Source organism: Rossellomorea sp. NS-SX7, assembly GCF_052828565.1.
Genome location: NZ_CM128249.1, coordinates 3685282 through 3710577, shown reverse-complemented (window position 1 = coordinate 3710577; position 25296 = coordinate 3685282). Strand labels below are relative to the sequence as shown.

23 protein-coding genes are annotated in these 25296 nt (G+C 39.8%); 16 read left to right on the top strand and 7 right to left on the bottom strand.

Annotated elements, in window-relative coordinates; genetic code table 11:
• The first annotated feature begins 56 nt into the window (after window positions 1-56).
• From ACUXV2_RS18355 to ACUXV2_RS18305, 11 genes are all read left to right on the top strand, one after another.
• Window positions 57-1478: a flippase gene (locus ACUXV2_RS18355; protein ID WP_446244588.1), complete on the top strand. Its 1422-nt coding sequence runs from the start codon at window positions 57-59 to the stop codon at window positions 1476-1478.
• 24 nt (window positions 1479-1502) lie between these two features.
• The gene (locus tag ACUXV2_RS18350; RefSeq protein WP_446244587.1) at window positions 1503-2588 is read left to right on the top strand and encodes a glycosyltransferase; all 1086 of its coding nucleotides are present in this window, start codon (window positions 1503-1505) and stop codon (window positions 2586-2588) included.
• A 1-nt stretch (window position 2589) separates the two neighbouring features.
• Complete coding sequence (locus ACUXV2_RS18345; RefSeq protein WP_446244586.1) at window positions 2590-2949, top strand: LptM family lipoprotein; 360 nt, start codon at window positions 2590-2592, stop codon at window positions 2947-2949.
• Between the two features lie 26 nt (window positions 2950-2975).
• Complete coding sequence (locus ACUXV2_RS18340; protein WP_446244585.1) at window positions 2976-4334, top strand: O-antigen ligase family protein; 1359 nt, start codon at window positions 2976-2978, stop codon at window positions 4332-4334.
• 2 nt (window positions 4335-4336) lie between these two features.
• A complete protein-coding gene (locus tag ACUXV2_RS18335) occupies window positions 4337-5281 on the top strand; it encodes a hypothetical protein (protein WP_446244584.1) in 945 nt (314 codons plus the stop codon).
• 79 nt (window positions 5282-5360) lie between these two features.
• Window positions 5361-6176: a glycosyltransferase family 2 protein gene (locus ACUXV2_RS18330; RefSeq protein ID WP_446244583.1), complete on the top strand. Its 816-nt coding sequence runs from the start codon at window positions 5361-5363 to the stop codon at window positions 6174-6176.
• The gene (galU, locus tag ACUXV2_RS18325) at window positions 6173-7048 is read left to right on the top strand and encodes a UTP--glucose-1-phosphate uridylyltransferase GalU (protein WP_446244582.1); all 876 of its coding nucleotides are present in this window, start codon (window positions 6173-6175) and stop codon (window positions 7046-7048) included. Before ACUXV2_RS18330 ends, galU begins: the two co-directional genes overlap by 4 nt.
• A 27-nt stretch (window positions 7049-7075) precedes the next feature.
• The gene (locus ACUXV2_RS18320; RefSeq protein WP_446244581.1) at window positions 7076-8389 is read left to right on the top strand and encodes a UDP-glucose dehydrogenase family protein; all 1314 of its coding nucleotides are present in this window, start codon (window positions 7076-7078) and stop codon (window positions 8387-8389) included.
• 5 nt (window positions 8390-8394) lie between these two features.
• Complete coding sequence (locus ACUXV2_RS18315) at window positions 8395-9294, top strand: NAD-dependent epimerase/dehydratase family protein (RefSeq protein ID WP_446247109.1); 900 nt, start codon at window positions 8395-8397, stop codon at window positions 9292-9294.
• Window positions 9295-9431: 137 nt separating this feature from the next.
• Complete coding sequence (locus tag ACUXV2_RS18310; protein ID WP_446244580.1) at window positions 9432-10184, top strand: glycosyltransferase family 2 protein; 753 nt, start codon at window positions 9432-9434, stop codon at window positions 10182-10184.
• A 263-nt stretch (window positions 10185-10447) separates the two neighbouring features.
• Window positions 10448-11512 carry a glycosyltransferase family 4 protein gene (locus ACUXV2_RS18305; RefSeq protein ID WP_446247108.1) on the top strand — a complete coding sequence of 355 codons (1065 nt, stop codon included), beginning with the start codon at window positions 10448-10450 and terminating at the stop codon, window positions 11510-11512.
• Window positions 11513-11760: 248 nt separating this feature from the next.
• Here the strand turns inward: ACUXV2_RS18305 and ACUXV2_RS18300 are convergent, their stop codons facing one another.
• Both ACUXV2_RS18300 and ACUXV2_RS18295 read right to left on the bottom strand, forming a co-directional pair.
• Window positions 11761-12738, bottom strand: a complete 978-nt coding sequence (locus ACUXV2_RS18300; protein WP_446244579.1) for an LCP family protein — start codon at window positions 12736-12738, stop codon at window positions 11761-11763.
• Window positions 12739-12873: 135 nt separating this feature from the next.
• Window positions 12874-13509, bottom strand: coding sequence for a YigZ family protein (locus ACUXV2_RS18295; RefSeq protein ID WP_446244578.1), 636 nt, complete (start codon window positions 13507-13509; stop codon window positions 12874-12876).
• A gap of 543 nt (window positions 13510-14052) precedes the next feature.
• Between ACUXV2_RS18295 and ACUXV2_RS18290 the strand changes: the two genes are divergently transcribed.
• Both ACUXV2_RS18290 and ACUXV2_RS18285 read left to right on the top strand, forming a co-directional pair.
• Window positions 14053-15195 (top strand): sensor histidine kinase, encoded by a 1143-nt coding sequence (locus ACUXV2_RS18290; protein WP_446244577.1) that lies wholly within the window; start codon window positions 14053-14055, stop codon window positions 15193-15195.
• A 30-nt stretch (window positions 15196-15225) separates the two neighbouring features.
• Window positions 15226-15903: a response regulator gene (locus ACUXV2_RS18285; protein WP_446244576.1), complete on the top strand. Its 678-nt coding sequence runs from the start codon at window positions 15226-15228 to the stop codon at window positions 15901-15903.
• 230 nt (window positions 15904-16133) lie between these two features.
• On the opposite strand, the gene treR is transcribed toward ACUXV2_RS18285, so the two are convergent.
• Window positions 16134-16856 (bottom strand): trehalose operon repressor, encoded by a 723-nt coding sequence (treR, locus tag ACUXV2_RS18280; RefSeq protein WP_446244575.1) that lies wholly within the window; start codon window positions 16854-16856, stop codon window positions 16134-16136.
• Window positions 16857-16973: 117 nt separating this feature from the next.
• Here treR and ACUXV2_RS18275 point away from each other — a divergent pair, with 117 nt between their 5' ends.
• A complete protein-coding gene (locus tag ACUXV2_RS18275) occupies window positions 16974-17576 on the top strand; it encodes a hypothetical protein (protein WP_446244574.1) in 603 nt (200 codons plus the stop codon).
• 44 nt (window positions 17577-17620) lie between these two features.
• On the opposite strand, the gene ACUXV2_RS18270 is transcribed toward ACUXV2_RS18275, so the two are convergent.
• The 3 genes from ACUXV2_RS18270 to treP form a co-directional block, all read right to left on the bottom strand.
• Complete coding sequence (locus ACUXV2_RS18270) at window positions 17621-17797, bottom strand: aspartyl-phosphate phosphatase Spo0E family protein (protein WP_446244573.1); 177 nt, start codon at window positions 17795-17797, stop codon at window positions 17621-17623.
• Window positions 17798-18483: 686 nt separating this feature from the next.
• Entirely contained in the window at window positions 18484-20169 is a 1686-nt protein-coding gene (treC, locus tag ACUXV2_RS18265) for an alpha,alpha-phosphotrehalase (RefSeq protein ID WP_446244572.1), read from the bottom strand.
• Between the two features lie 375 nt (window positions 20170-20544).
• Window positions 20545-21960, bottom strand: coding sequence for a PTS system trehalose-specific EIIBC component (gene treP / locus ACUXV2_RS18260; RefSeq protein WP_446244571.1), 1416 nt, complete (start codon window positions 21958-21960; stop codon window positions 20545-20547).
• 551 nt (window positions 21961-22511) lie between these two features.
• On the opposite strand from treP, the gene ACUXV2_RS18255 reads away from it, so the two are divergent.
• Both ACUXV2_RS18255 and ACUXV2_RS18250 read left to right on the top strand, forming a co-directional pair.
• Entirely contained in the window at window positions 22512-23420 is a 909-nt protein-coding gene (locus ACUXV2_RS18255) for a C40 family peptidase (protein ID WP_446244570.1), read from the top strand.
• A gap of 171 nt (window positions 23421-23591) precedes the next feature.
• Window positions 23592-24152: a DUF6241 domain-containing protein gene (locus ACUXV2_RS18250; RefSeq protein ID WP_446244569.1), complete on the top strand. Its 561-nt coding sequence runs from the start codon at window positions 23592-23594 to the stop codon at window positions 24150-24152.
• 46 nt (window positions 24153-24198) lie between these two features.
• On the opposite strand, the gene tagU is transcribed toward ACUXV2_RS18250, so the two are convergent.
• Entirely contained in the window at window positions 24199-25137 is a 939-nt protein-coding gene (tagU, locus tag ACUXV2_RS18245; protein WP_446244568.1) for a polyisoprenyl-teichoic acid--peptidoglycan teichoic acid transferase TagU, read from the bottom strand.
• Window positions 25138-25296 lie beyond the last annotated feature (159 nt).

Sequence of the window (25296 nt, the reverse complement as noted above, 5' to 3'; positions counted from 1 at the left end):
TAAACTATAATATAGTAGTGTCTAATTTCACATAAGGAATAGTAGAAGGTGAAAAATTGGGTAATAACAAAAGCATCATAAAAAACGTTTTTTACTTATTTGGCAGTAATGTGATGGTAAGGCTTCTTTCAGCAGCTGCAACGATATTGGTGGCAAGGTACTTAGGTGCTGAAGAATACGGAATATTAAGTGTAGCGCTTGCTTTTTCGTCCATTGCTGGATATTTTACTGATTTAGGGCTGACTCACACATTAATCAGAGAAGGTACAAAAAAAGAGTCGAATCATGATTCAGTGGTGAGCAGCTTCTTTATTGTACGTATTGCCCTGGCTGTATTTACAATTCTGTTATCCATAATTATTATTCAAGTTTTTTATGATAATGAACAATTAAAATCAATCTTATATATAGTTCTCATCCCTACTGTTGCAGGAGCGACTTTGCAAGGGCTGGGTGCAGGTTATTTTCAATTAATAGAGGAAATGAAATTCACTGCAGTAATCAGATCAATTACAGGTTTGACAACGGCTAGTGCACTTTTCCTAGGGATGTTTTTTTCATGGCCCATAGAAGTAATAGCACCTATTTACGGAGGAGCTAATGTTGTCTCCGGAATCGTTGCACTTATTTTAGTAAAGAACCGCATCAAGCTATTTTCAGGCTGGCATAGAGGCATACTTGATAACTTAGGTTCTTTTATGCTGAGCGGGGTTACTGTTCTTGCACTACAACAAATGGGACCGATTATACTGGAAAAAGTATCCACCTTGAAAGAGGCCGGATTCTTTTCTGCAGCGTTTCGAATCCCGGTCGTTCTTTATCAACTTCCAGGGATCGTGGCTATGGCATTCTTCCCTGTCCTATTTAGAATGGGAAATAATAAAGACTGGGATGGCCACTTTAAGCTAAGTATCACACAAATAAAGCTAATGACCTTTTTGGGGCTCGTCATGGCTGCTCCATTATTTTTTTACAGCCACTATTTAATTGAGTTATTACTGGGGAGTGGATGGGAAAAAGCTGGAGAAGCATTAAGGATTTTATCTATCATGATATTTCTCCAATCGATAAACTATCCATTAGCAGATGCACTGACAACACGCGGCCAGCAAACAAGGCGGACGCTTATTCAGCTATTTGTGGTGCTGATCGGTATTGCAGCATATGTCGTGCTGGGTGGCATGTATGGCAGTCTAGGCGGGGCATATGCAAGTATTGTGACGGAAGGCGTTATGTTAATTATGTTCAGCCTCTTTCTAAATAGGGGATTAAAGATTATTCTTAAAGGGATACTGCTTAATATGGCGGCATTAATAGTGACACTAAGTATATTCCTTCTTATTTATAAGCATGTACCGTCTATTTTAGGAATGTTCATATTAGAATTAATACTTATTGTTTCGATGATTACAGCAGACAAGCAATTGAAAGAATATATAAAGAAGGAAATCTTGAAATTCAAAAAGAGATTCAAATAATGCTATTCCCTGGGAGGGACCAAGATGAAAAGGATAACACTATTCTTTCAGTCTTTTCATAGCGGGGGAGTAGAACAGATTCTCATTAACCTCGCAAATGAACTAAGCAAGAAGTATGAAGTCACTGCTTTGGCAATGTCCTCTGAAGGACCATTGATGAGCGATTTAAATGACGATATTCAGATTGTGAATTTAAATAAGAAGAAAGCCAGCAAGACAATAGGATCACTTGTGAAATATATAAAAGAGAATAATCCCGATATCATTCTATCCGCTAAACATTTTATGAATATTTCTGTCTTAATGGCGAACCTATTAACCGGTAAAAAAACGAATGTTATTTCCACTGTGCATGGACAGCTGGGAAACAGTAAAAAAGATGAGTTCATGAAATATTTCATAAGATTACTTTATCCTTTGTCAGATGAGATTGTTTGTGTATCAAGCGGGGTGGCTTCGGAAATAAAGGAACTCATTCCTTCAAGACATGTGAAAATGGTCAATGTCATTTATAATCCAGTTATTGACCGAAAGTTCATCGAGAGAGCCGAAGAAGCAATGAATGCCCAGATTGGCAAAAGCTCAGAAGAAAAATGGATTGTAAGTATCGGAAGACTTTCAAAAGAGAAAAATATTGATATGCTTATCCAGGCATTCAGTAAACTACCTGATAAACGGCAATGTAAGTTAGTGATCATAGGAGAAGGTCCTGAAAGAGAAAAACTTTCAAGTCTAGTGTTTAAACTGGGATTAGAAAAGGAAGTAATATTTAAAGGATACCAAAAAAATCCATTCATTTATTTAAATAGAGCGGATGTTTTGGCTTTATCTTCTGAGAGAGAAGGTTTACCAACAGTCCTTATTGAGGCACTTTACTTTAATGTACCGATCGTTTCAACGGATTGTAAAAGCGGCCCCCGGGAAATCCTTAAAGGTGGCAAGTACGGTTTATTAGTTCCTGTAAAAGACACTGATGAAATGGCGACAGCTATAGAAACGCAATTGAAAGGTAATCAAAGAAATCCTTTTGATGCAGACGTATTAAAGCCTTATACACTTGAAGAAGTAATGATAAATTACAATGAACTGATTGAGGGTGTGGGAAATTAACATGAAAAAGTTAATCTTACTTTTAATTACCGGTGTGATTTCAACCACACTTGCCGGTTGTGGACAGGAACCCCTGAAGTTCAGAAATCTGCTTGAGGCAGATCAATATATCAGAAATAATATCCAGAATCTTACTTGGCAAGAGTTCGAAGAAGTGACTCTATCAGGACATCATGTAAAAGAAGAAGAATTTGAATATATAAAAACTTTATTAAATAAAAAGCACAGTTCTTTTCATGTAGATGTTGATGATAAATTCTACAGGTTCAGCCGTGATAAAAAATTATTGTATATGACAAAATGGCGAGAAGTAAATGGAACATATTTTCTTGAAGATATCTCATACATGGAGAAAGAATAGCGGTAAGAAAAAGGTGGTCATTCCTAGTGAATAATAATTTCAGACTAAATAAAGAAGACATATTATTATATTTATTTGCCGGCTATCTTTGTACAGTTCAGTTTTCTGCAGCTCACTGGTTTGTCACAATCACGCCGATTCCTTTAACAGCCTTATTCGTTCTATTCATCTCATTTTTACTATTTATAAAGTATGTCAAAGAAAAAAAATACAAGCTGAAACAAGATCTTGAAGTTAATCGCTTTATCGGATTATTTATATTGATCGCTCTGCTTTCCTCTTTATCAAGCATCTACACAATGAGTGTAATAAACAGTGTGGAATATATGTCTTATATAAAAACATCTTTACCATCCAGGCTGATTTATTACTTCACTTATGTAGTCTTTTTGTTTACAGGTTATTATGTATTGAGAGATGTAGAATCGCAGCAATTGAAAAAAGTCTTGAACATTTATCCTCTTTCCCTTTTTCTATTAGTGCTTGTCGGTCTATGGCAGCTGGCCCATTTTTTGTTTGGTATACCGTTTGTGAATATAAGTACAAGATCTTATATACATAGTGTATCTGAAACAGTATTCTTTAATTTCAGGCTGACATCTTTTTTAGATGAACCAAGTTATCTGGGTCCGCTCTTAATTGACTTAATGATATTGGGAATACTCATTTTTAAAGAAAAATGGAAGTATGTTTTATACATCTTAATACCTGCTTTAATCGTACTGATGTTTTCATTTTCAGTAAGTGCTTATATGAATTTTGCAGTAATGGGTTCCTTAGCGGCTCTTCTGTATATTAAGAAGACAAATATCCCTATTAACAAGGTTATGAAAGGACTGGGTCTATCTTTCGCAGCCTTGGTTCTTTTATTATTTGTTTTTAACGATGCATTAGGAGACTTCTTCAGCCCTATACTAGCGCGTGGGGGATCTTTGTTCGATGTTGAAACATCCAGTCGGATGTATATGTATGTTATGCCAGTTTTTTGGCTGTTTGATCATTCGTTTATTTCTTCATTATTTGGTTATGGCCCGGGAGCCTTTGACTTTTTAGCTCAAACAAAAATTCTTCCCAGCATGGGAAGCGTAAGCACATCTTCAAACAATATGTTTGTGGATATTTTGTTTGAAGGCGGTATTGTCGGTCTCATCTTGATCGTCACCTCAGTGACGATAGTGGGGCTTAAACTATTTAAATCATACAGATTAAACATATATTGTTTTATCGCTTTTGTGGAATTCATTCACCTGGTCCTAACTGCATTATACAGAGCCGATTATGCCACTCCTCGCTTTTGGTCGTTACTATTGATCATATTCTTATTGAATTTGATTGGGAGAAAAGCTCAAAGTCATACAACAACTGGTCTTGGCAGGGGGGAATAAGTGTGAAACATTTGCTAGGTGCAATTTGTATAACGGCTTTAATACTATTCGGAGTTGCGGGATGCGGTCAAAGTAAGTCTCAACCGGATGAAACAAAACCATTAGGTAATGAGCAAAAAGTATTTGGGATCGACTTTACCCAAGACAAGGGTTCGGTATTGAATTCCTTGGGTAAACCAGATACAAAGGAAAATCAACATTATGTCTATAAAGACCAGGAGTTAACCGTTAGCTTTGAAGATAATAAAATTGATTACATTAAGGTCACAAATCCTGAATATCAAATAGGCGAAGTAATAGGAATCGGTGAAAGTATAAATACAATACTAGAAAAAGAAATAAGATTAACGTTTTACAAATATCATTCACATCAGGAAGATCCTGTCGTCTACTTTGAAAAGGGTGATTATAAAATTGTCTTAAAAACGAAAGACAACCTGATTGAAACAATAACCCTATTCCCAAAAGAGACCCCTTTCTCAGCTTTTGTGATCGGTCACGACTCAGATTTAACTGATAGAGAATTAAAGTTAGAAAGTGAGTATCTAAATTTCCAGCCTAATGTAGTAAGGAATAATAGAAGGGTAGTTTCTGAAGACTTTCCTGAACTGGCTCAAATGGGGATTGTGGACACAGTACCTGTCCCGCTTGGAATGGAAGAAGATGAATTGATCCGAAGATATGATGACGGAGAATTCATTTTCACAGAACTCACGCCGTTTAATAAATCACGCTATTATTTGTTCTATAGAGAATTTGGTGTTTATTTTGGTATTAAGGACAAAAAAGTGGAAGAGATAGTACTACCGGTGACTCTTAAAGAAAACGAGTTATTAGCAGCTCTTAACTTTGAAAATAATGAGTTAACAATCGGTGAAAGTATTCAAGTACGGTATGCAGTAGGAAAAGATAGAGTGGAAAACGTGGTTATCTCAAATAAGAAATAGCCATTATGTAAGTAACTGAATGTGGAGCTGGAGTGAAAAATCTCTACATTTGGTATTCTGTCAATGATGGAGTGAGAATATGATTGATATTTCAATTGTTGTTCCTACATTAGGAAGCCGTATAATAGAACTGGAAAGACTGCTGACCAGTCTCTCTGGTCAAAAAGTCAATATGGAAATCATAATCGTTTCACAAGATAATTACGAGGCAGTTGAAGGAATCATCCAATCATTTGATAACCTGGCAATTCGTCATATACACAATAAAGAAAAAGGGCTGTCTAAAGCAAGGAATACTGCGTTGAAAATATGCAGAGGAGAAATTGTAACCTTTTCAGATGACGATTGCTGGTATAAAGAGAATGCTTTATCCTTGGTATTAGAACACTTTCGTTCTAATCAGGAATATGAAGGGATAGCATTTCAAATATATGATCCTTTGACGCAGCGTTACTATAAAGAGTACTCTGATAAGGTGAAGAAAATAAACTTCAAGGATGCTTTTAGTAAATCTTCAATCGAGCTGTTTTTCCGCCTGGAATTTTTACAAGATAATAATATTTTCTTTGATGAAGATTTTGGTCTTGGGGCTAAATATTATAGTGGAGAAGAAAATGTATTTATCAATGACATTCTAAAAAGAAAAGGGAAGATTCGCTATATTCCCGAAGCGGTCGTGTATCATCAGGTACCTTCCAGTTCATCGAGATTAAATGATAAGAACTTCATTGGCAAAGGACCGATGTTAAAACGCATGCACGGCAGGTCTTGTGGCTTTATCCTATTAATGCTGTTATGGATAAAAAAGATGGGGATGCTTAATACTCCAGTTAAAACATTAAACAAGACATTGTCTGCCTCATTTAACTACACTAAAAAGGGTGATCGAGTATGAAAGTAAGAAAAGCAATAATACCAGCAGCTGGATTGGGAACACGATTCCTTCCTGCTACAAAAGCACAGCCTAAAGAAATGCTGCCAATTGTGGATAGACCAACCATTCAATATATCATTGAAGAAGCTGTTAAGTCAGGGATAGAAGATATACTCATTGTAACCGGCCGCGGTAAAAGAGCGATAGAGGACCACTTTGATCGTTCTTGGGAATTGGAAGAAACACTTAATAATAAGGGTAAAATAGAAATGCTTGATGAAATAAAAGCAATTTCGGAGCTTGCCGATATTCATTATATCAGACAAAAAGAGCCTAAAGGGTTAGGTCATGCGATTTGGTGTGCAAAGAAATTCATTGGAAATGAGCCATTTGCGGTTTTACTTGGGGACGACATCGTTGTAAATGATGGAGATCCATGTTTAAAGCAAATGATTAAACAATTTGATGAAAAACAATCCAGTATTATTGGGGTTCAAGAAGTTCCCAATGAACATTTATCGAGTTATGGAGTTATCGACATCAACTCTAATTACGAAGAAGAAAATAGCTTTAAAGTGAAGGATTTAATCGAGAAGCCTTCCATTCAGGAAGCACCTTCAAATTATGCCATCATGGGGAGATATGTGCTAACTCCAGAAATCCTTGATATACTGGAAGTTACGGAACCGGGGGCAGGAAACGAAATACAATTGACGGATGCCCTTAAATCTTTATTGGAATCCCAAGATATTTATGGTTATCAATTTTCAGGCAAACGATATGATATTGGAAACAAAATTGGTTTCATTGAAGCTACTATCGAATTTGCTTTACAAAGACCTGAACTAAAAGATGAAATTCAAGACCTAGTCAATCGCCTTGCAGCTAAGTAGTTAACCGAAAGAAACGAGGGAATGTAAATGAAAGTTACTGTTATAGGAACTGGATACGTAGGATTAGTATCTGGAGTGTGCTTTAGTGAAATTGGAAACGACGTCCTTTGTGTTGATATAAACGAAGAAAAGGTTAATCAAATGAAACAAGGACGATCCCCCATATACGAACCAGGTTTAGAAGAACTTATGAAAAAAAACATTGCGGATAACAGATTGAACTTCACCTCTTCTCTTAAAGATGGGGTGGAGTTTGGAGATGTGATTTTTATTGCTGTCGGTACTCCTCCAACAGAAAATGGTGGAGCGGACTTGAGCTTTGTGGAAGCAGCTGCAAAAGATATAGGGAAATATATGAATGGTTACAAGGTTGTTGTAACAAAGAGCACAGTCCCAGTGGGAACCAATCGTAAAGTAAAAGAATGGATCACTTCAAGTTTAAGTCAAACATTAGATTTTGATGTGGCATCCAATCCTGAGTTCTTAAGGGAGGGAAGCGCAATTGCCGACACCCTGAACATGGATAGGGCAGTGGTTGGTGTGGACTCGTCTAAAGCTTTGGACATGTTAAGAGAGTTACATAAGCCTTTTAACACGGTTCTTGTAGAAACGGATATCGAAACTGCAGAAATGATAAAATACGCATCCAATGCATTTTTAGCAACAAAAATCAGTTTCATTAATGAAATCGCTAATTTGTGTGAATACTTTGGTGCTGACGTTACAAAAGTTTCAGAAGGAATGGGACTCGACCCCCGTATTGGGAACAAATTTCTTCAAGCGGGACTAGGTTACGGAGGTTCATGTTTCCCGAAGGATACAAAAGCATTGATCAACATCGCAAAAGAGGTTGGTTACGACATCCGGTTGGTCCCTGAAGTAGAAAATGTGAATTACCGTCAGCGTTCCATCTTTGTAAATAAAGTTGTAAATTCTTTAGATGAGGACTTAGTAAATAAAAAAATAGGTGTGCTCGGATTATCATTTAAACCCAACACCGACGATATGAGGGATGCTCCCTCCATTGATATCATCAATGCCCTGAACGGTAAGGGAGCGTTGATTACAGCTTATGATCCCATCGCTTCAAAACATGCTCAGAATCTGATTGAAGACCTTGAGATTGCAGATTCAATCGAAGAGGTATTTACCAATGCTGATGCAGTCTTGCTCATTACTGATTGGAAAGAATTTAAATCATTGGATTTAGGGGAGCTTGGAAGTTTAATGAAATCTAAAATCCTAATTGACGGCCGAAATATGTATAATCCTATCGAAGTAGAAAAACTGGGATATACGTATATTACGATGGGCCGGGCAAGCAGGGAGGAAATAAATTGAAGGTCATGCTAACAGGAGGAGCCGGTTTCATTGGCTCGAATATTAGTAAGGCATACATTGAAGCTGGATATGAAGTCATTATTGTCGATGACTTATCGACAGGAAAAAAAGAGTATATTTACCCTGAAGTAACATTTTATCATACAGATGTTACTCATCCTGATTTCTTAGAGATCGTAGCGAAAGAAAAGCCGGATATCATCAACCACCATGCAGCCCAAATCGATGTACAGACGTCGATTAAAAACTCTGTCCTTGACGCCAAAATAAATATTTTAGGTACAATTAATGTCCTGGAGGCTTGTAAAATAAATAATTGTCAATTAATCTATGCTTCTTCAGCTGCAGTATATGGGGTTCCGGAGTATTTGGGTATTGATGAAGAGCATAACGTAAGTCCCATTTCAAGCTATGGTATTTCAAAACATACGCCCGAACATTATATTTCACTTTATTCTGAATTATATAACGTGGAATATACAATTTTCAGGTATGCTAATGCATACGGAAAGCATCAGATACCAAAGGGAGAAGGCGGAGTTATTTCCATTATGGTGGATTGTGCAGTTAAAGGCACTGAATTTAATGTGTTTGGCGATGGGGAACAGACAAGGGATTATATTCACATCGATGATATCGTAAAAGCAAATCTGCAGGCAACGAAGACTCCTGCCAATGAAATTGTGAATATCAGTACAGGTGTGGCCACTACATTAAATGATACCCTTGAAATTTTTCAAGAACAAAACAAGGTACAGTTAGAAGTCAAGTATTTGGCTGAAAGACCGGGTGACATCAAACATAGCTACCTCAAGAATGATAAGGCAAAAAGACTATTGAATTGGTCACCGGAGGTAAGTCTTGCAGAAGGCTTAAAGCAAACGTATGAATTCTATTCGAAGTAAATCAAAATGGACAGGTCAATTTGTTGATCTGTCCATTTTTTGTTTCAAATTTAATCAGATAATTTAACTAAAATGTAATAGGCAAGAGTAGAATTTTGTAGTATATTGTAAATTGGACTAGAAAGGAGTAAACTAAAATGAATACACCTTTAGTGTCAATCATCACTCCAGTATACAAGGCTGAAGAGTTTATAGAAGAAACAATCAAATCAGTATTGAACCAAACTTACCAAAACTGGGAAATGATTTTAGTCAATGATCAATCACCAGACAATAGTAAGGAAATCATATTATCACATGCAGCACAGGATTCCAGGATCCGACTGTTGGACCTGCCTGAGAATAGCGGTGCAGCAATTGCCCGTAATACAGGAATCGAGGCTGCACATGGGGATTTTATCGCGTTTCTTGATAGTGACGATTTATGGCACCCTCATAAATTAGAAAAGCAAATCAAGTTTATGCTGGATAACGATTATGCATTTAGTTTTACAGCGTATGAACTCATTGACCAAGATGGAAACGAAATGGATAAAATGGTAAGTGTGCCACATAAAGTTGATTATCACACATTGCTTAAAAATACGATTATTGGATGCCTGACTGTGGTATTGGACCGTTCTAAAATTGGTGAAATCAAAATGCTCAATATTAGGACGAGGCAAGATTTTGTCCTTTGGCTCGATATTCTTAAAAGAGGGAATACGGCATACGGGATTAATGAGCCTTTAGCTTACTACAGGAAAGTTGAAGGATCCATCTCAAGTAATAAAATCAAAACTGCAAAAAGAAATTGGCAGGTATACAGAAAAATTGAAAAGCTTAGTTTAGGTTATTCCGCTTGGTGTTTTTTAAACTATGCATATAATGCTGTGAAGAAGCGAGTGTAATATTTATTTGTTTTCTAACGTGCATCAGCGGGTAAAAAATAATAATGACCAAACGCACGCAATTCATTACATTTTCAGGTAAAAGATATTGGCACATACCTTTTCATATGGTACGATGATGATGTTTTATGTTGCTTAATTTTTGGAAATTCATATTTTGCAAGAACAGTAGGAATGACGTCTGCATAATCTCCACTTATTACTAGTGATGTTTGGGGACATTCGTCGCAGACTAATTACTGAAACTTTACAAATAAGGGGATATAATTGTGGACAAAGTTATTTTAGCTTTTGTGGTATCACTGATTACAGTCCTGATTACGACTCCACTCGTCATAAAGTTGGCAATTAAGATTGGTGCAACAGATAAGCCAAATCACCGTAAGGTACATGATAAGTTAATGCCTCGATTAGGTGGGCTTGCGATCTTTATAGGAGTTGCTGCCGGATATTTTGTAAGTGGTCTTCATAATGAAAAGATCACAGCAATTACTGTAGGCGGTATTTTAATTACAATACTTGGTATTTTAGATGATAAATACGAACTTTCTGCAAAAGTGAAATTTGCAGGACAAATCGTTGTGGCTTTGTTAATCGTAAGCACCGGATTAACAATTGACTTCATAAGCATTCCATTTGTAGTTGAGAAGTTTCAACTTGGATGGTTCGCAGTACCAGTAACAGTTCTCTGGATTGTTGGCATAACCAATGCCATAAATCTTATTGATGGATTAGACGGATTAGCAGCCGGTGTCTCAGCAATCGGGATTGCCTCAATTGCCATATTAGCCGGGTTGGCAGGTAAAGAATTAATCCTTCTGCTTTCAATCATCATCCTGGGAAGCACAATCGGGTTCCTGTTCTACAATTTTCACCCAGCTAAGATTTTCATGGGAGATACCGGGGCACTGTTCCTCGGATATGCTATTTCAATCTTGTCATTGTTAGGGCTATATAAAAGTGTAACCCTATTTAGTTTTATTATTCCAATCATCATTTTAGGTGTTCCTATATTTGACACTACATTTGCAATAATAAGACGTATCTATAATAAGAAACCAATATCAGCCCCGGATAAATCCCACTTGCATCACCGAATTTTAGCAATGGGATTATCGCACAGAAACACTGTATTGGCCATATATGCACTAGGCATACTCTTTAGTGTGAGTGCGATCATGTTGTCATCCGTTACCCTATGGGGAGCGCTGTTCATCATCGTTGGTTTACTGTTAGTTGCTCATTTCATAGTGGAGAGCGTTGGTTTAGTTAATGAGCAGTTTCGTCCATTCATCAAATTTTATCGAAAAGTCAGTGGAAGACAATAAATAAAAAAGTCATTTATGTGTACACATAAATGACTTTTTTATTTGGCTCCTTTCGCTTCCGTAAAGGAGATCTTAGTCCACAAAAAATGGCGAAAGCGTGTTTTCCCGAGTTTTTAGACTAAAATACATCCGTACATCCCCAGAACTGCATTGAGACTCCGTGTGTCCATCAAGAATACTAGTGGTCACGGTCCAACAATATGATGTAAAGCCGATAATAAAAAACGAGCAAATAAGCTCGTTTTTTATTATTGCTCAATATTTAGATGGTCAAGTATTGTCGATGAAAGCTCATCCAGAGATTCTTCATCAGGAGTGTAGTAATAAATGGAGTCTATATAGGTGTCTTCCCCTTCTAACTTCAAATTATTGATTTTAAACTTGTTGAAGCGGGTAAGAGTGTTAGTCATGGATAATGCTTCTGAGATTTTAACATTGGTCTCTACATCATCTGAAAGTAATCGAGCCATCTTGTCTATCTTAAATACATTTGAAGGCTTTCTAAGTTCATCGATTAATGAAATGATTATTTCCTTTTGCCGTTCGTTTCGTCCAAAATCCCCTCGTGGATCTTGTTTGCGCATCCTGGCATAAGCAAGTGCTTCATCCCCGTTTAGTCTCATGCTTCCTTCTTTAAAGTACAACGTTTCACCATTCAAATAATTAACCTCTGTAAAATCAAAGGGAACATTAACCTCTACCCCGTCAACCTCATTGATAAGTTGTTTAAATCCATTAAAGTTGATGGTTGCATAATAGTCAATCGGGACGTTCAGTAAGGACTCTATTGTTTCAATGGTTCCTTCTTTCCCGCCGTATACATACGCATGGTTTATTTTTGTTTCCTTATAAGAATCAGGCAATGTCACAAGAGTATCCCTTGGAATACTAAGTAAGTTCATGGATTCTTCCTCGGGATTAATGGTTGCAAGTATAAGGGAATCTGTCCTGCCATTTGAACCCTCGCTAATATAATCCTCTATGCCCATGATTAGAATCGAGAATGGATGTTCCTTCATCTGAATCGGTTCATCCCTTAACTTAGACTTATCGCCGCGTTCAAGTCCCAGGTAGGATTCAGATGCAGCACTATATGTACCATATAGAAAGTAGGCGGCGAAACCTGATCCAATAATCGACATCAAAATAATAACAGCCAAAATCACCCGCAGGATCCTTCTTCTTCTAAGTCTTCTTCTATCATAAAATAAATTAGATCTTTTCATATAAAAATTCACTCCAAGTACGAATTGCCAAAAGCCCTATTATAAAGTATATAGGGTAGTATTTAATAAAACAATATTGAGTTTATTACAATGGTATTTCAGATAAATCCTTACAACAACCATTCACTCAATATGTCACGATATTATTGTTTCAAGATATTCTACATTTCCCTCTGATATCTCTCCTTGGCCATTTGTAAGTTCAGTCATCCAATCCACAAAGTGTTGTTTTGCGCCTTCTTCTACATATACCTCGACTTCCACAGTATCAAGGTAGTGGATTTCTTTTAGCTGAAAGAGCGATGAGCGGACTTCGTTTTCGACCTTGCCCAGCCAAGTGTAGTCCAATTTGGTCTTCATGATCCTCATCAGCTTTCTTTCAACAATCCCTGTGGCATTCAAGCCTTCAGACGCAGCTTTTCCATAAGCACGGATGAGTCCCCCGGCACCCAATTTGATGCCGCCAAAATAGCGAGTGACAACAACTACTGTATCTTTAAGGTCTCGCTTTTTTAAAACCTCAAGCATCGGTACTCCTGCAGTACCGCTTGGTTCCCCGTCGTCATTGGCTTTTTGGATCAGGTTATTTTCCCCGATCATATAAGCAGAGCAGTTGTGATTTGCGTCCCAGTGTTTTTTCTTTATATCGGCAATGAAGGTTTGTGCTTCTTCCTCGGTCTCCGCACGGTTTACGAAAGCGATGAATCTTGATCGTTCAATGGTGATTTCGTTTTCCCCATAACCTTTGACTGTATTATAGTGGTGTAACAAATTTCATTCTCCTCTCAATAATAATGAGTATTTATGTAATAAGGGTATTTATAATAGGTATTATTTCTCTTCTTACTATAAAGGACTTAGAGTGAAATTGCACAAAATCTGAAAGTTCGACAAGGAAATAAATGGTTCTACATGAAATAATGGTAATACAATGTAACGAAACTTTAATCTCCGACAATATATGACATGGTATAATTGACGCTGAAAGTAATACTTCTTATGGTCCTAACTTATGTTCGTAGGTGAATGGTCTCTTTAAGGAACAACTTGCGAATCTTATGGGAAAGACAGTGAAAACCCTTGTATAGAAGTATTGCCGAGAAATATGCCTAGATGAATAAAGGAGATTTTTGATTTTGCATTGAATTTCTAATAGGTATATTTTATAAATGAGATTATAGGTAGTTGGACATGCAAGGACTTTCAACAGCCACAAATTAATCGATTACTTATTATAGAAGAATAATACCTTGGAAACAGCAAAATGTCATTCTGGGTGTTAACGAATCGTGGAACCAAAAGAGGGGTGCAACCGTGTCACTTAAAAAAATTAACACCAAGCTGCTGGATGTCATCCTTGAGAAAATGGTGGATACGGTCGATCAAAGTAAGGATGAAATCTTCCAGATCGGTGAACAATGCCGAAACGATTTTGAAGAATTGACAAGTGAATTAGCAGAAGTGAAAGAAATGGTCATCAAGGTCATTGATGAAGGAGATGAATTGACCCGTAAATCAAGGCATGCCAGACTCCGGCTTTCTGAAGTGAGTAAACATTTTCAAACATACTCAGAGACTCAAGTGAGAGAAGCTTATGAAGTGGCCCATGACCTGCAGGTAAAGATATCGATAAACAGACAGCTTGAGAAGCAGCTGCGTGACCGCCGGGATGAGCTCCAAAGACGCTTACAGTCATTAGGAGACACAATTGATCGTGCTGAGCATTTATGTACGCAAATTTCCGTTGTCTTAAATTATCTCAATAGTGATTTAAGACAAGTGAATGAAGCACTTGAAGATGCGAAACAGCGGCAGGATTTCGGACTGCAGATCATTGAAGCGCAAGAGGAAGAACGGAAGCGCTTGTCCCGAGAGATCCATGACGGTCCTGCGCAGATGATGGCGAACGTCCTGATGCGATCTGATCTGATTGACCGGGTGTACAGGGAAAAAGGGTCAGATGAAGCAATCAAAGAGATCCGCGACTTGAAAAGAATGGTTCGGTCCGCACTTTATGAAGTCCGCCGCATCATTTACGATCTCAGGCCGATGGCACTCGATGATCTTGGTTTGATTCCGACCCTCAGAAAATACTTAAGCACCATCGAAGAATATAACCATGGAACTAGTATTCAATTCGTGAATATCGGCCTAGATGTAAGGCTTCCGTCAAAATACGAAGTGGCCTTGTTCCGATTGGTCCAGGAATGTGTACAGAATGCGCTGAAGCATGCTGAATCGACACATATCCAGGTAAAAGTGGAAGTAAAAAAAGATAAAATAACAGTTGTCGTCAAAGACGACGGCAAAGGATTCGATATAGAAAATCAGAAAACAGGGTCCTTTGGCATCATGGGGATGAAAGAACGTGTCGACCTTCTCGAAGGAGACATCACGATAGACTCAAAAATAGGGGCAGGGACTGTAGTTATCATTGTGGTTCCGCTCAATAAATAAATTTTTCGAAGGATTAGGGAGGCGAATGACATGGCAACAAATATTGTTATCATTGACGATCACCAGTTATTCAGAGAAGGAGTAAAACGCATATTGGAATTTGAACCTTCTTTCAACGTAGTAGCTGAAGGAGACGACGGTTCAGAAGCCATCAACCTAGTGGAATCCCACGAGCCGGATGTCGTATTAATGGATATTAACATGCCGGAAACAAACGGGGTGGAAGCCACTCGCGAACTGATGAACAAATATCCTGACACAAAGGTCATCATCCTATCCATCCATGATGACGAGAACTATGTAAACCATGCATTAAAGACAGGCGCTCTTGGATACCTGTTGAAAGAAATGGATTCAGAAGCACTGATCGATGCGGTTAAAGTGGTTGCAGAAGGTGGATCATACGTTCATCCGAAAGTGACACATAACCTGGTAGCTGAATACAAGCGCCTGGCAAACGCTCAAAACACAGGTGGATTCCAGCAATCCGAAGTTCGCCGCCCATTACATTTATTAACCCGCCGCGAATGTGAAGTACTGCAAATGCTTGCAGACGGTAAGAGCAACCGTGGAATCGGTGAAGCACTGTATATCAGTGAAAAAACAGTTAAAAACCACGTGAGTAACATTCTTCAGAAAATGAATGTGAATGACCGTACGCAGGCTGTTGTGACAGCGATTAAGAATGGCTGGGTCGAAGTAAGATAAATAGGATACAGGATGTAATTTGTTGTTAGGAAAGCAGCCCTCCATTGAATGGAGGGCTGCTTTTTTGTTGGAGATGGAATAACGGTAGTCGGAGCAGAAGTGTACCAGGTACAGTAGAGTTGAATTGTACCTGGTACAAATAGAGGACGATGTACCAGGTACAATAACAGATTACGTTGCCAGGTGCATTTGATTTCTCTGTTACTGGCAAATAATGAAGACAAACTTCTTTAATGCTTCCTCCTCGCGAAATCCACAAACCGAAACTTATCGAGCCTGTGCCTCGACTCCGTATACTCAAACAGAGTGGCATCCTTCAAATGAACATAATTTTTCACGACGACCACATGATCATACTCATCCAGATCAAGATACATACGATCCTCATCCGTACATTCCTCAACCACAATTTCCTTTTTTGCGAAATCAATCGGCAGTTCAAGTTCATTCTCTAAATGCTCATAAATTGAATTCTCGCATATTTGCTTTGTCAACAGCGGAACCTCCGACTTCAGGAAATACGACTTGTCTAAAATGATCCGTTCCCCTTGAATTCGCCGGGAGCGCACAACATTCCAGATTTCTGTTTGAGCTGAGACCTCAAATATAGAAGAGAGGCTGCTGCCTGCTTCTGAGAGCCCAAACTCATGAACGGTGGTTTCGATATCCTCCCGACCCATTGAAGACTGCAGTTCCTTAAAACTGACCAATCCTGAAATCGGGAAATTCATTCGAGATACATCAAGGACCAGGGAGCCTTTCCCGCGCAGTTTTTGAATGAGTCCTTTTTGAGCTAATAATGTAAGCGCTTTCCTTATCGTCTCACGAGAAGTCGAATAAATCACAGCCAGTTCGTTCTCTGATGGTAGAATGGTATTCGTCTTGTAGGTACCGTCTTGTATTTTGTTAGACAGTTCTTCAAAGATTTGTTTGTATTTATTACTTTTCGTCATAGTATCACCATCTATTATTTTACCATAATGTCGCGGGAAAATGAGATTGAACTTGAGTGTTGTGAATATTTTCAATAGAATGGAGATAGCGCAAATTTTAGAAAAGGGTGAAGAGTATTGTCGACACAACATTGGAAGAAAATCATGCTGGGAATTGGGATGAGTACGCTGTTACTTGGTGCTTGCGGCGGAGAAGAGGAAGCGAAGGAAGAGAAAAAAGATACAGAAGAAGTAATGCCGAATGAGGAAGCCAAAAATGATCCTGCAACGGATGAAGCGGCATCTCTTACTCAGATGACAGAGATCGTGGAAGATGCGGGTGCCTTGAAAGAAGCGGAAAACATTCCTGCCGAAGAGAAGACGGCTATTACTGAAGCCTTTAATCAATATATCGATGCCTTCAATAAGGAGGATTTCGAATCGTATATGAGTGTGATTTCGAAGACACCAGTGAATTTCAAATATGAAGATGAAGAGCGTTATGTGAAGCAAATTTTCGATTCCGTTGACTCCAAGCGTACAGTGGAAAACGTGAAAATCATCAACTATGCGGGTAAGAAAGCGGATGTCTATGCTGATATTCAGGCAACAACGAAAGACCCAAACAGTGATAAAGAGGTTACTCGTTCAGGAAAGCAAGTGACTGTATTCCATAAGAAGGAAGAAGGATGGAAGGTTGCAGCTATTTTCTTCCTGGCGAGTGAAGAAGATCAAGAGTAGGATTAAGTAAAATAGACTGCTGCGGCAGTCTATTTTTTTATGTATTATTCATCATTCTTATGAGCTTGGGCGGTATAAAGGTTGAATAATTCATCAAGTTCCTCACTCAGCCTGAGGGTGACAGGGTGGGTGAAGCCATTGACAAGAGCGAAGGATTGGAGCTCGGAGCGCTTCTTTTCCATTTCGTATAGCAGGTTCTGCAATTGATTGCTCGATTGCATGGAATCCCTCCTCCTGATGTTGTGTCTATATTATGACATATTTCTCGGGAAATGTGTCGAATTTGCTAGAAATTGTTTTACAGTTTTTTGTATAGAATGTTTTGTTTGAAAAATATTTCTGTTTATTAGACGTTTTTGTATTGATGAAAGTTTTTGTAGAGGGAACTAAAATCACATGGTAAGCTCTTCAAAGTCTCATTAAAATGAGTAAGCATTCTTTTCGCTAATTGATTTCATAAAAAATAGAATGGGACAATACAAAAATCCCCCTAATAAATACGAACAATTTCAGTGTAGGTTCCTTAATACCGCAAATGATTTCCGTGGAAGACTTCGCTTCCGCGGGTAGCCCGTGAGCCTCCTCGTCGCTTACGCTCCTGCGGGGTCTCACTTGTCTAGCTGCAGGGCTTAGAGGCACATGTCATAAGCCAAACCGACCAAGAAGGCAAAGAGCGCCTTCCAGGCTGATTCGTCTTATGCCACACGCCTCTGAGCAAAGCCCTTACGCTTTTCTTATTAGCTACTTTTCCCGCAGGAGTCTTCGTCTTCCACTCCAATCAACAGCTGGAATGACCTTTAATCAACGATCATCTTTTCCATAGACACAAGCTAAATATTACTGGTTTTATCATTAATGCCAGTCCTAAGTAAAAAAAGTACCTGCAATATGCAGGTACCTCTGATAGCTATTTCGTTATACGGAAGACCACAGACTCATAAGGGCGTAATGTAAAGTTCAAATATTCATTCGCCGTGTCATCGTAATTGGATAATATAACTTCACTAGTCCAACCTTCAACATCAATTTCAGTCGGAAGAGTGAACTCTGTGTCTTTTCCATAGAAATTATTGACCACAAGCAGCTTCTCACTATCGCCATTGCGAACATATGCGAAAATATCAGGATGGTCTCCATGGATCAATTGATAGTCGCCGTCAACGATGATGCTGTATTCTTTGCGCAGATTGTTCAGCTTTTGATAGTGATAGAAGACTGAGTTCTCGTCTGACAAAGCATTTTCCACGTTGATTTCCTTGTAGTTCTTCGCCACCGGGATCCAAGGTGTACCTGAAGTGAATCCACTGTTTTCCTCAGAATTCCACTGTACAGGAGTTCTGGAATTATCACGGGATTTGTGACGGAGGATTTCAAGGATTTCTTCTTCTGATTTTCCTTCTTCTTTTAAAATATTGAAGATATTGATCGACTCAACATCGCGATATTCATCAATGCTTGTGAATTTCGGATTGGTCATCCCGATTTCCTCGCCTTGATAGATGTAAGGTGTACCTTGCATCATATGGATCGTCGTAGCAAGCATCTTCGCTGATTCGGTGCGGTATTCACCATCATTACCGTATCGGGACACGATACGCGGCTGATCGTGGTTGCACCAGAATAACGCGTTCCAGCCGCCGCCTTTGTGCATTTCACGCTGCCAGGTAGATAGGATATCTTTTAACTTGAAGAAATCAAAGTCCGCAACCGACCATTTCTCGCCATTAGGGTAATCCACTTTAAGATGGTGGAAGTTGAACGTCATGCTGAGTTCGTTGCGGTCAGGGTTCGAGTACTTGATACAGTTATCAATCGTCGTGGAAGACATTTCACCGACGGTCATGATGTCATATTGGGAGAAGACATCTTTATTCATCTCCTGCATGTACTCGTGAACTTTCGGACCGTCCGTATAAAACTTGCGTCCGTCTCCGGGAGCCACAGAACCGTCATCGTCCGGGAAATCCTGGTCTTTGGAGATGAGGTTGATGACGTCAAGGCGGAAGCCGTCGACGCCTTTTTTCAGCCAGAAGTGCATCATGTCGTAGAGCTTTTTGCGGACTTCATCGTTTTCCCAGTTCAGGTCTGCCTGTGTGACATCGAAGAGATGAAGATAGTATTGACCGGTTTCTTCATCGTATTGCCACGCGTTGCCGCCGAATTTAGACTGCCAGTTCGTCGGTTCGGTACCGTCGGGTTTGCCGTCTTTCCAGATGTAGAAGTCGCGGTATTCGTTGTCTTTCGATTTGCGTGATTCGATGAACCATTGGTTTTCGGTTGATGTGTGGTTGATGACGATATCCATGATGATTTTGATGCCTCGTTTGTGTGCTTCTTCGAGAAGTTCATCGAAGTCTTCCATCGTGCCGTATTCTTCATGGATGTTGAAGTAGTCGCTAATGTCGTAGCCGTTGTCACGCTGGGGGGACTTGTAGATCGGTGTGAGCCAAACTACATCGATTCCGAGCTCTTTAAGATAATCCAACTTCTCTGTGATTCCTTTGATGTCGCCGACGCCGTTGCCTGATGTATCGTTGAAGCTTTTCGGGTAGATTTGATATACGACTGAGTTTTTCCACCATGGTTGTTTCATTTTGATTCGCACCTTTCATTACTTAGTTATTAGTACTTATACCGCTTTTTATTTCCGTGGAAGACTTCACTTTCCGCGGGCGAGCGGTGAGCCTCCTCGGCTTCGCCTGCGGGGTCTCACCAGCTTCGCTTTTCCCGCAGGAGTCTTCGTCTTCCACTCCAATAAAAAGCTGGATTGAGCTTATATCAAGACTGTTTACATAAATAGATGAGAGGGTCAAAGATGATACCTTCCTCATCAAATCACGTATTTTTTAATATAAAAAAAGAGAGAGGGGAGGATCGTCAGTGATTTCTATTTTTCACTGCTGATGATCCTCGCCCCCTCATTTTAACTTGTATATACAAGTTCGTCTACTGTTATCTCTTTCTGTTTTTACACTGGCTTATTCTTACTGAATCTAGACCAGATCATCGTCAACACGAATGGTACGACAACTGCGATGAGCATTCCGATTGCAAATGGCACCCAGTATTCTGCTTTGATAGAAAGGATACCTGGCAGACCTCCGACTCCGATGGAGAAGGCTTTTGTCTTTGTCATCGCAAGGAGCACCCCGCCGATTGCAGAACCGATTAGTGCAGAGATGAATGGATATTTGTAACGGAGGTTAACCCCAAACATCGCTGGTTCTGTGATTCCGAGATAAGCGGATAATGCAGATGTACCGGCTAGACCTCGTAGTTTTTCGTTTTCTTTCTTGGCAATGAACATCATGGCAAGGGCAGCTGAACCTTGAGCGATGTTGGATAGTGCAAGGATCGGCCATAAGAATGTTCCGCCTGCATTTGAAACCAACTGCAGATCCACTGCAAGGAATGTATGGTGCATACCTGTGATAACCATGACTGCGTAGAGACCACCGTATAATAAACCACCTAACCATGATACGTGGTCGAATACCCAGATGACGCCGTCTGTTAACATATTACCGATGAAGAATGTAACTGGACCGATAAGAATGAATGCTGCAAAACCTGTGATAAGAAGGGCAACTGGAGCTACAACCAACAACTTGATTGAATCGTGAACCCGTTTATCGAGGAATTGCTCTATTTTAGCTAATAATAATGACGCGAACAGAATAGGAAGTACTTGTCCTTGATACCCGATCTTATCTATTTCAAGTCCAAATAGATTCCATGTTGGAATTTCATCTGCTTTCCCGTAGTCCCAGGCGTTCATCAAGTCAGGATGCACAAGGATAAGACCTAAAACGATACCCAGAAGCGGACTTCCGCCGAACCGTTTAACAGCCGACCAACCAATCAATCCTGGCAGGAACACGAAAGCTGTATTCGCAATCAAGTTGATGATGCTTGTCAGATCAGCCCATTGTGGGTGCACATCAATGACAGATTTTCCATCATAGAAAATATCCGGGCCCGTCAGGATGTTATTCAGACCCATCAATAAACCGGCCGTAACGATCGCCGGCAGAATCGGAATGAAGATGTCAGCGAGCGTCTTGATCGCACGCTGCAGTGGATTCAGGTTCTGAGTAGCCGCATCTTTGACATCCTGCTTCGATGCCTGCTCGATGCCTGTTTCTTCTGCTAAAATTTGATACGCTTTATTGACCAAGCCTTGTCCGATGACAACTTGGAACTGTCCGTTAGAGGAGAATGACCCTTTTACAATATCAATCTCTTCCAAACGCTCTTTGTCTACTTTCTTCTCATCCTTCAACACTAAACGAAGGCGTGTCACACAGTGAGTGGCCGTCTGGATATTCTCCTTACCGCCAATCGCTTCAATAATCTCGCGAACGGATTCTTTGCTCACGCTCATGAAATTCCCTCCCTGGTTTATTGGAGCCGCCTCGGCAGATCCGTGAATTTGTCGAAAGCTGTCATGTACCCGCTTTCAATTCTATTAATGGAATTCCCTTAAATAGTTTGTGAAAAACGTCCCTAAATATGCTATTACAAGCAATTTTACTAAAGACAAATAAACGCTTACATTTAAGGGTTTTGTTGTATATACAAGATACACTCTTATTCTATTCATGTATATACAAGTTGTCAACGAAAAAGGTTAGCGTTTTCATTCTTTTGCTGTGCCAGGCACAGATTGGGGGAATTGTGCCTGGCACAAATCATCGGTTGTGTACCTGGCACAAATCCCCTATTTAAGCCAGGCACAGCCCCTATGAATGCGACTTTTCGATTACAACCTAAACAACCAATATGGAAATATACCCATAAATTACTAAACCCCGCAATCATGCGCTTTTAAGGGTTATTATGTCAATTCACCCTAAAAGTACTATTAACCTATCAATCTCCTTCTTTCATAATGGAAAAGCATGAAAATTTTACTTGAAGAAGGAGAAATATCTTTTGAAGAAATCGATTATTGCTGTCACAACTGCTGCTTTAGTCTCGTCACTTGCTGTAACATCTGCTGATGCTGCCTCTTATCGCGTTCAATCCGGCGATACACTGTCGGCGATCGCTTATAAATATGATACATCCGTCTCGAATATAAAAAATTGGAATGACCTTACATCGGATATGATCTATGTCAATCAGGTTTTAGAAGTATCCGCACCGGCAACAACTTCAACTAAGACATATACAGTCCAATCCGGTGATTATCTTTCTAAAATCGGCCAGAAGTTCGATGTCTACGTGGCTGAACTGAAAAAGTGGAACAACCTTACAAGTGATGTCATTTATCCTGGACAAGTTTTAAAAGTATCTGCACCAACTTCAACAACTCAGCCGGCCCCGACAACCGGAACATATACCGTTCAATCCGGTGACACATTATCCCATATCGCTGCCCGATATGATGTGAGCGTATCCCAGATCAAGTCCTGGAACGGATTGAATTCCGACACGATCTATGTTGGACAAAAGCTCTCAATTGGCACCACTGACCAAACAGGTCAAACCTCAAACGTAGTGGATGTCGCGAAGAAATACATCGGAACTCCATACAAATGGGGCGGGACCACACCGAGCGGCTTCGACTGCAGCGGGTTCATCTATTATGTATTCAATCAAGCAGGGACAAGCATCTCCCGTACAAACACAGAAGGCTACTATAACAAATCCACTGCGATTTCCAACCCGAAACCAGGCGATTTGGTCTTCTTTAAAAACACATACAAGGCTGGAATCAGTCACATGGGCATCTATCTTGGAAATGGTGAATTCATCCACGCATCCGACAGTGGAGTAGTAGTGTCCAAATTGAGCAACACCTATTGGTCACCTCGATTTGCAGGATATAGAACATTTTAATTCTTCGTTTCGAATTTAGATTTTAGGAAAGCCGGCGGAATCATTCCGCCGGCTTTTGTTATCCAATCTTCTTAATTAACAAATACATGAAATAAATGGTAAAGTACAAAAGGAATTCCCGGATGGGTATAGAAGTAGTAAGGAAAGAGAAATAAAGAGGGGAGTACGTAAATGAACAAGAAACTTGTTGTGTATATTTTGGGGAGTGTCTTGTTACTGACAGTGATGGGGGTCTATCTGGTGGTGGGCAGTCTGGATCAGCCGGAAAGGGACGCGGAAACTGCTGTAAGCCCTGACTCAAGTGAAAACGCGGCTGATTCTTCTGTAGCAGTCGAGGCAGACGGGGATGTGTCTGATGCAACTGTTGAAGCAGATATGCCGAACCCATTTGAAAAGAAGGTTAAGACCCCTTTAAAAGAAACACATATGCAGCAATATATCCATGCCATGAGCCACCAAAAAGTGCAGGCAAAGGAAAAATGGTCATTCTTCAAAATAACCGATGAACGGATTGATTTCTTATTGAATCAGCTGGAAGTCAATAAGTTTGAACATGAAGATCTTTACAGGGGGATCTTGAAGAGCTGGAAAGAGGGGGACTTCTCCGATGCAGACACCGATCATAACCGGATCTGGTCACTGCAGGGCGGGACAATCGGTGAAGCTACCGGGGTGATGTCCGAGAAAGCGGAAGAAACTTTCCTCCAAGAACAAACGAAAGAGTCCCGATAATCATATAAAAGAAACCCGCGCCTGACACAGCGCGGGTTTCTCTTTATCATTCATTCAATTCCAAATGCTCCTTCAATAGATCCTGAAGTCTCATCAATTCTTCATCCGGAATGACATAATAGTAGATATTATCAATTTTCGTACCGGAACCATCCTCGATTTTGATCTGCTCGATATCCTTCGATGCATCCTTATAATGCTTTTGGATATCAACCATTTCTTCAAATTTGATGTTCGTCTTCACATTGCTTCCCAATGCTTCGAAGATATCATCAAATTTCCACAGGCTTGATACGCTTGCGCCTTCTTTGATGATGCCTTGGATGATCTGGCGCTGACGGATCTGTCTGCCAAAGTCGCCGCGCGGGTCTTCATAGCGCATTCTCGTATAAGCGAGTGCTTTCTTTCCGTTCAAGTCGAGCGATCCTTCAGGGAAGGTATAACCGCTATATGTGAAGTCAAGGTCATTGTTGACGGTAATGCCGCCGACAGCATTGACAATGTCTTCGAATCCTTCCATATTGATCTGTACATAATAATCAATCGGAATATCAAGCAGTTCTTCCACCGTATCCATCGCCATCTCCACTCCTCCGAAAGCATAGGCGTGGTTGATTTTATCACGTGTTCCGTAACCGACGATATCCGTCAAGGTATCACGAGGGATACTCAGCATCTTCACTGACTCAGTATCAGGGTTCACCGTCAGGACAATCATCGTATCTGAACGTCCCTTGTCGTTTTCCCGTTCATCCACTCCCATCAATAATACAGAGAAAGGATCACGTTCGTTGAATTTCACTTCTTCTGTACGCTTGGACGATTTATCGCGGTCGATTGGGTTATGCATCGTTTCGACTGCGCTGTTCAAAGATTGATAGACACTGAACGCGTATGCGCCTCCGCCAAGCAGCAACAGGAGCAGGACGATTCCAGCCACCCGCAGCCATGTGCGTTTTTTCTTTTTATGTTTTTCTGCTCTCATATTCCATTCCTCACCTTTTAAATTAGCCTACTAGATAACATATCAAAAAAGGGACGTTTTGAATAGTCAATTATTTACTTATGGAAAAATGTTCACAGCCTCGGTCTGCCCCCAATCTAATGAAGGACGAGCTAATTTCACATTCATAGGTTAATAGAC

What these genes read in the sequence shown, in the direction of transcription:
- ACUXV2_RS18315 (WP_446247109.1), top strand. Translation starts at nt 8,395, where the DNA reads ATGCTAACAGGAGGAGCCGGTTTCATTGGCTCGAATATTAGTAAGGCA.
- ACUXV2_RS18285 (WP_446244576.1), top strand. Translation starts at nt 15,226, where the DNA reads ATGGCAACAAATATTGTTATCATTGACGATCACCAGTTATTCAGAGAA.
- ACUXV2_RS18310 (WP_446244580.1), top strand. Translation starts at nt 9,432, where the DNA reads ATGAATACACCTTTAGTGTCAATCATCACTCCAGTATACAAGGCTGAA.
- ACUXV2_RS18350 (WP_446244587.1), top strand. Translation starts at nt 1,503, where the DNA reads ATGAAAAGGATAACACTATTCTTTCAGTCTTTTCATAGCGGGGGAGTA.
- treP (WP_446244571.1), bottom strand. Translation starts at nt 21,960, where the DNA reads ATGAGCGTGAGCAAAGAATCCGTTCGCGAGATTATTGAAGCGATTGGC.
- ACUXV2_RS18320 (WP_446244581.1), top strand. Translation starts at nt 7,076, where the DNA reads ATGAAAGTTACTGTTATAGGAACTGGATACGTAGGATTAGTATCTGGA.
- tagU (WP_446244568.1), bottom strand. Translation starts at nt 25,137, where the DNA reads ATGAGAGCAGAAAAACATAAAAAGAAAAAACGCACATGGCTGCGGGTG.
- galU (WP_446244582.1), top strand. Translation starts at nt 6,173, where the DNA reads ATGAAAGTAAGAAAAGCAATAATACCAGCAGCTGGATTGGGAACACGA.
- ACUXV2_RS18250 (WP_446244569.1), top strand. Translation starts at nt 23,592, where the DNA reads ATGAACAAGAAACTTGTTGTGTATATTTTGGGGAGTGTCTTGTTACTG.
- ACUXV2_RS18330 (WP_446244583.1), top strand. Translation starts at nt 5,361, where the DNA reads ATGATTGATATTTCAATTGTTGTTCCTACATTAGGAAGCCGTATAATA.
- ACUXV2_RS18270 (WP_446244573.1), bottom strand. Translation starts at nt 17,797, where the DNA reads ATGCAATCGAGCAATCAATTGCAGAACCTGCTATACGAAATGGAAAAG.
- treC (WP_446244572.1), bottom strand. Translation starts at nt 20,169, where the DNA reads ATGAAACAACCATGGTGGAAAAACTCAGTCGTATATCAAATCTACCCG.
- ACUXV2_RS18300 (WP_446244579.1), bottom strand. Translation starts at nt 12,738, where the DNA reads ATGAAAAGATCTAATTTATTTTATGATAGAAGAAGACTTAGAAGAAGA.
- treR (WP_446244575.1), bottom strand. Translation starts at nt 16,856, where the DNA reads ATGACGAAAAGTAATAAATACAAACAAATCTTTGAAGAACTGTCTAAC.
- ACUXV2_RS18345 (WP_446244586.1), top strand. Translation starts at nt 2,590, where the DNA reads ATGAAAAAGTTAATCTTACTTTTAATTACCGGTGTGATTTCAACCACA.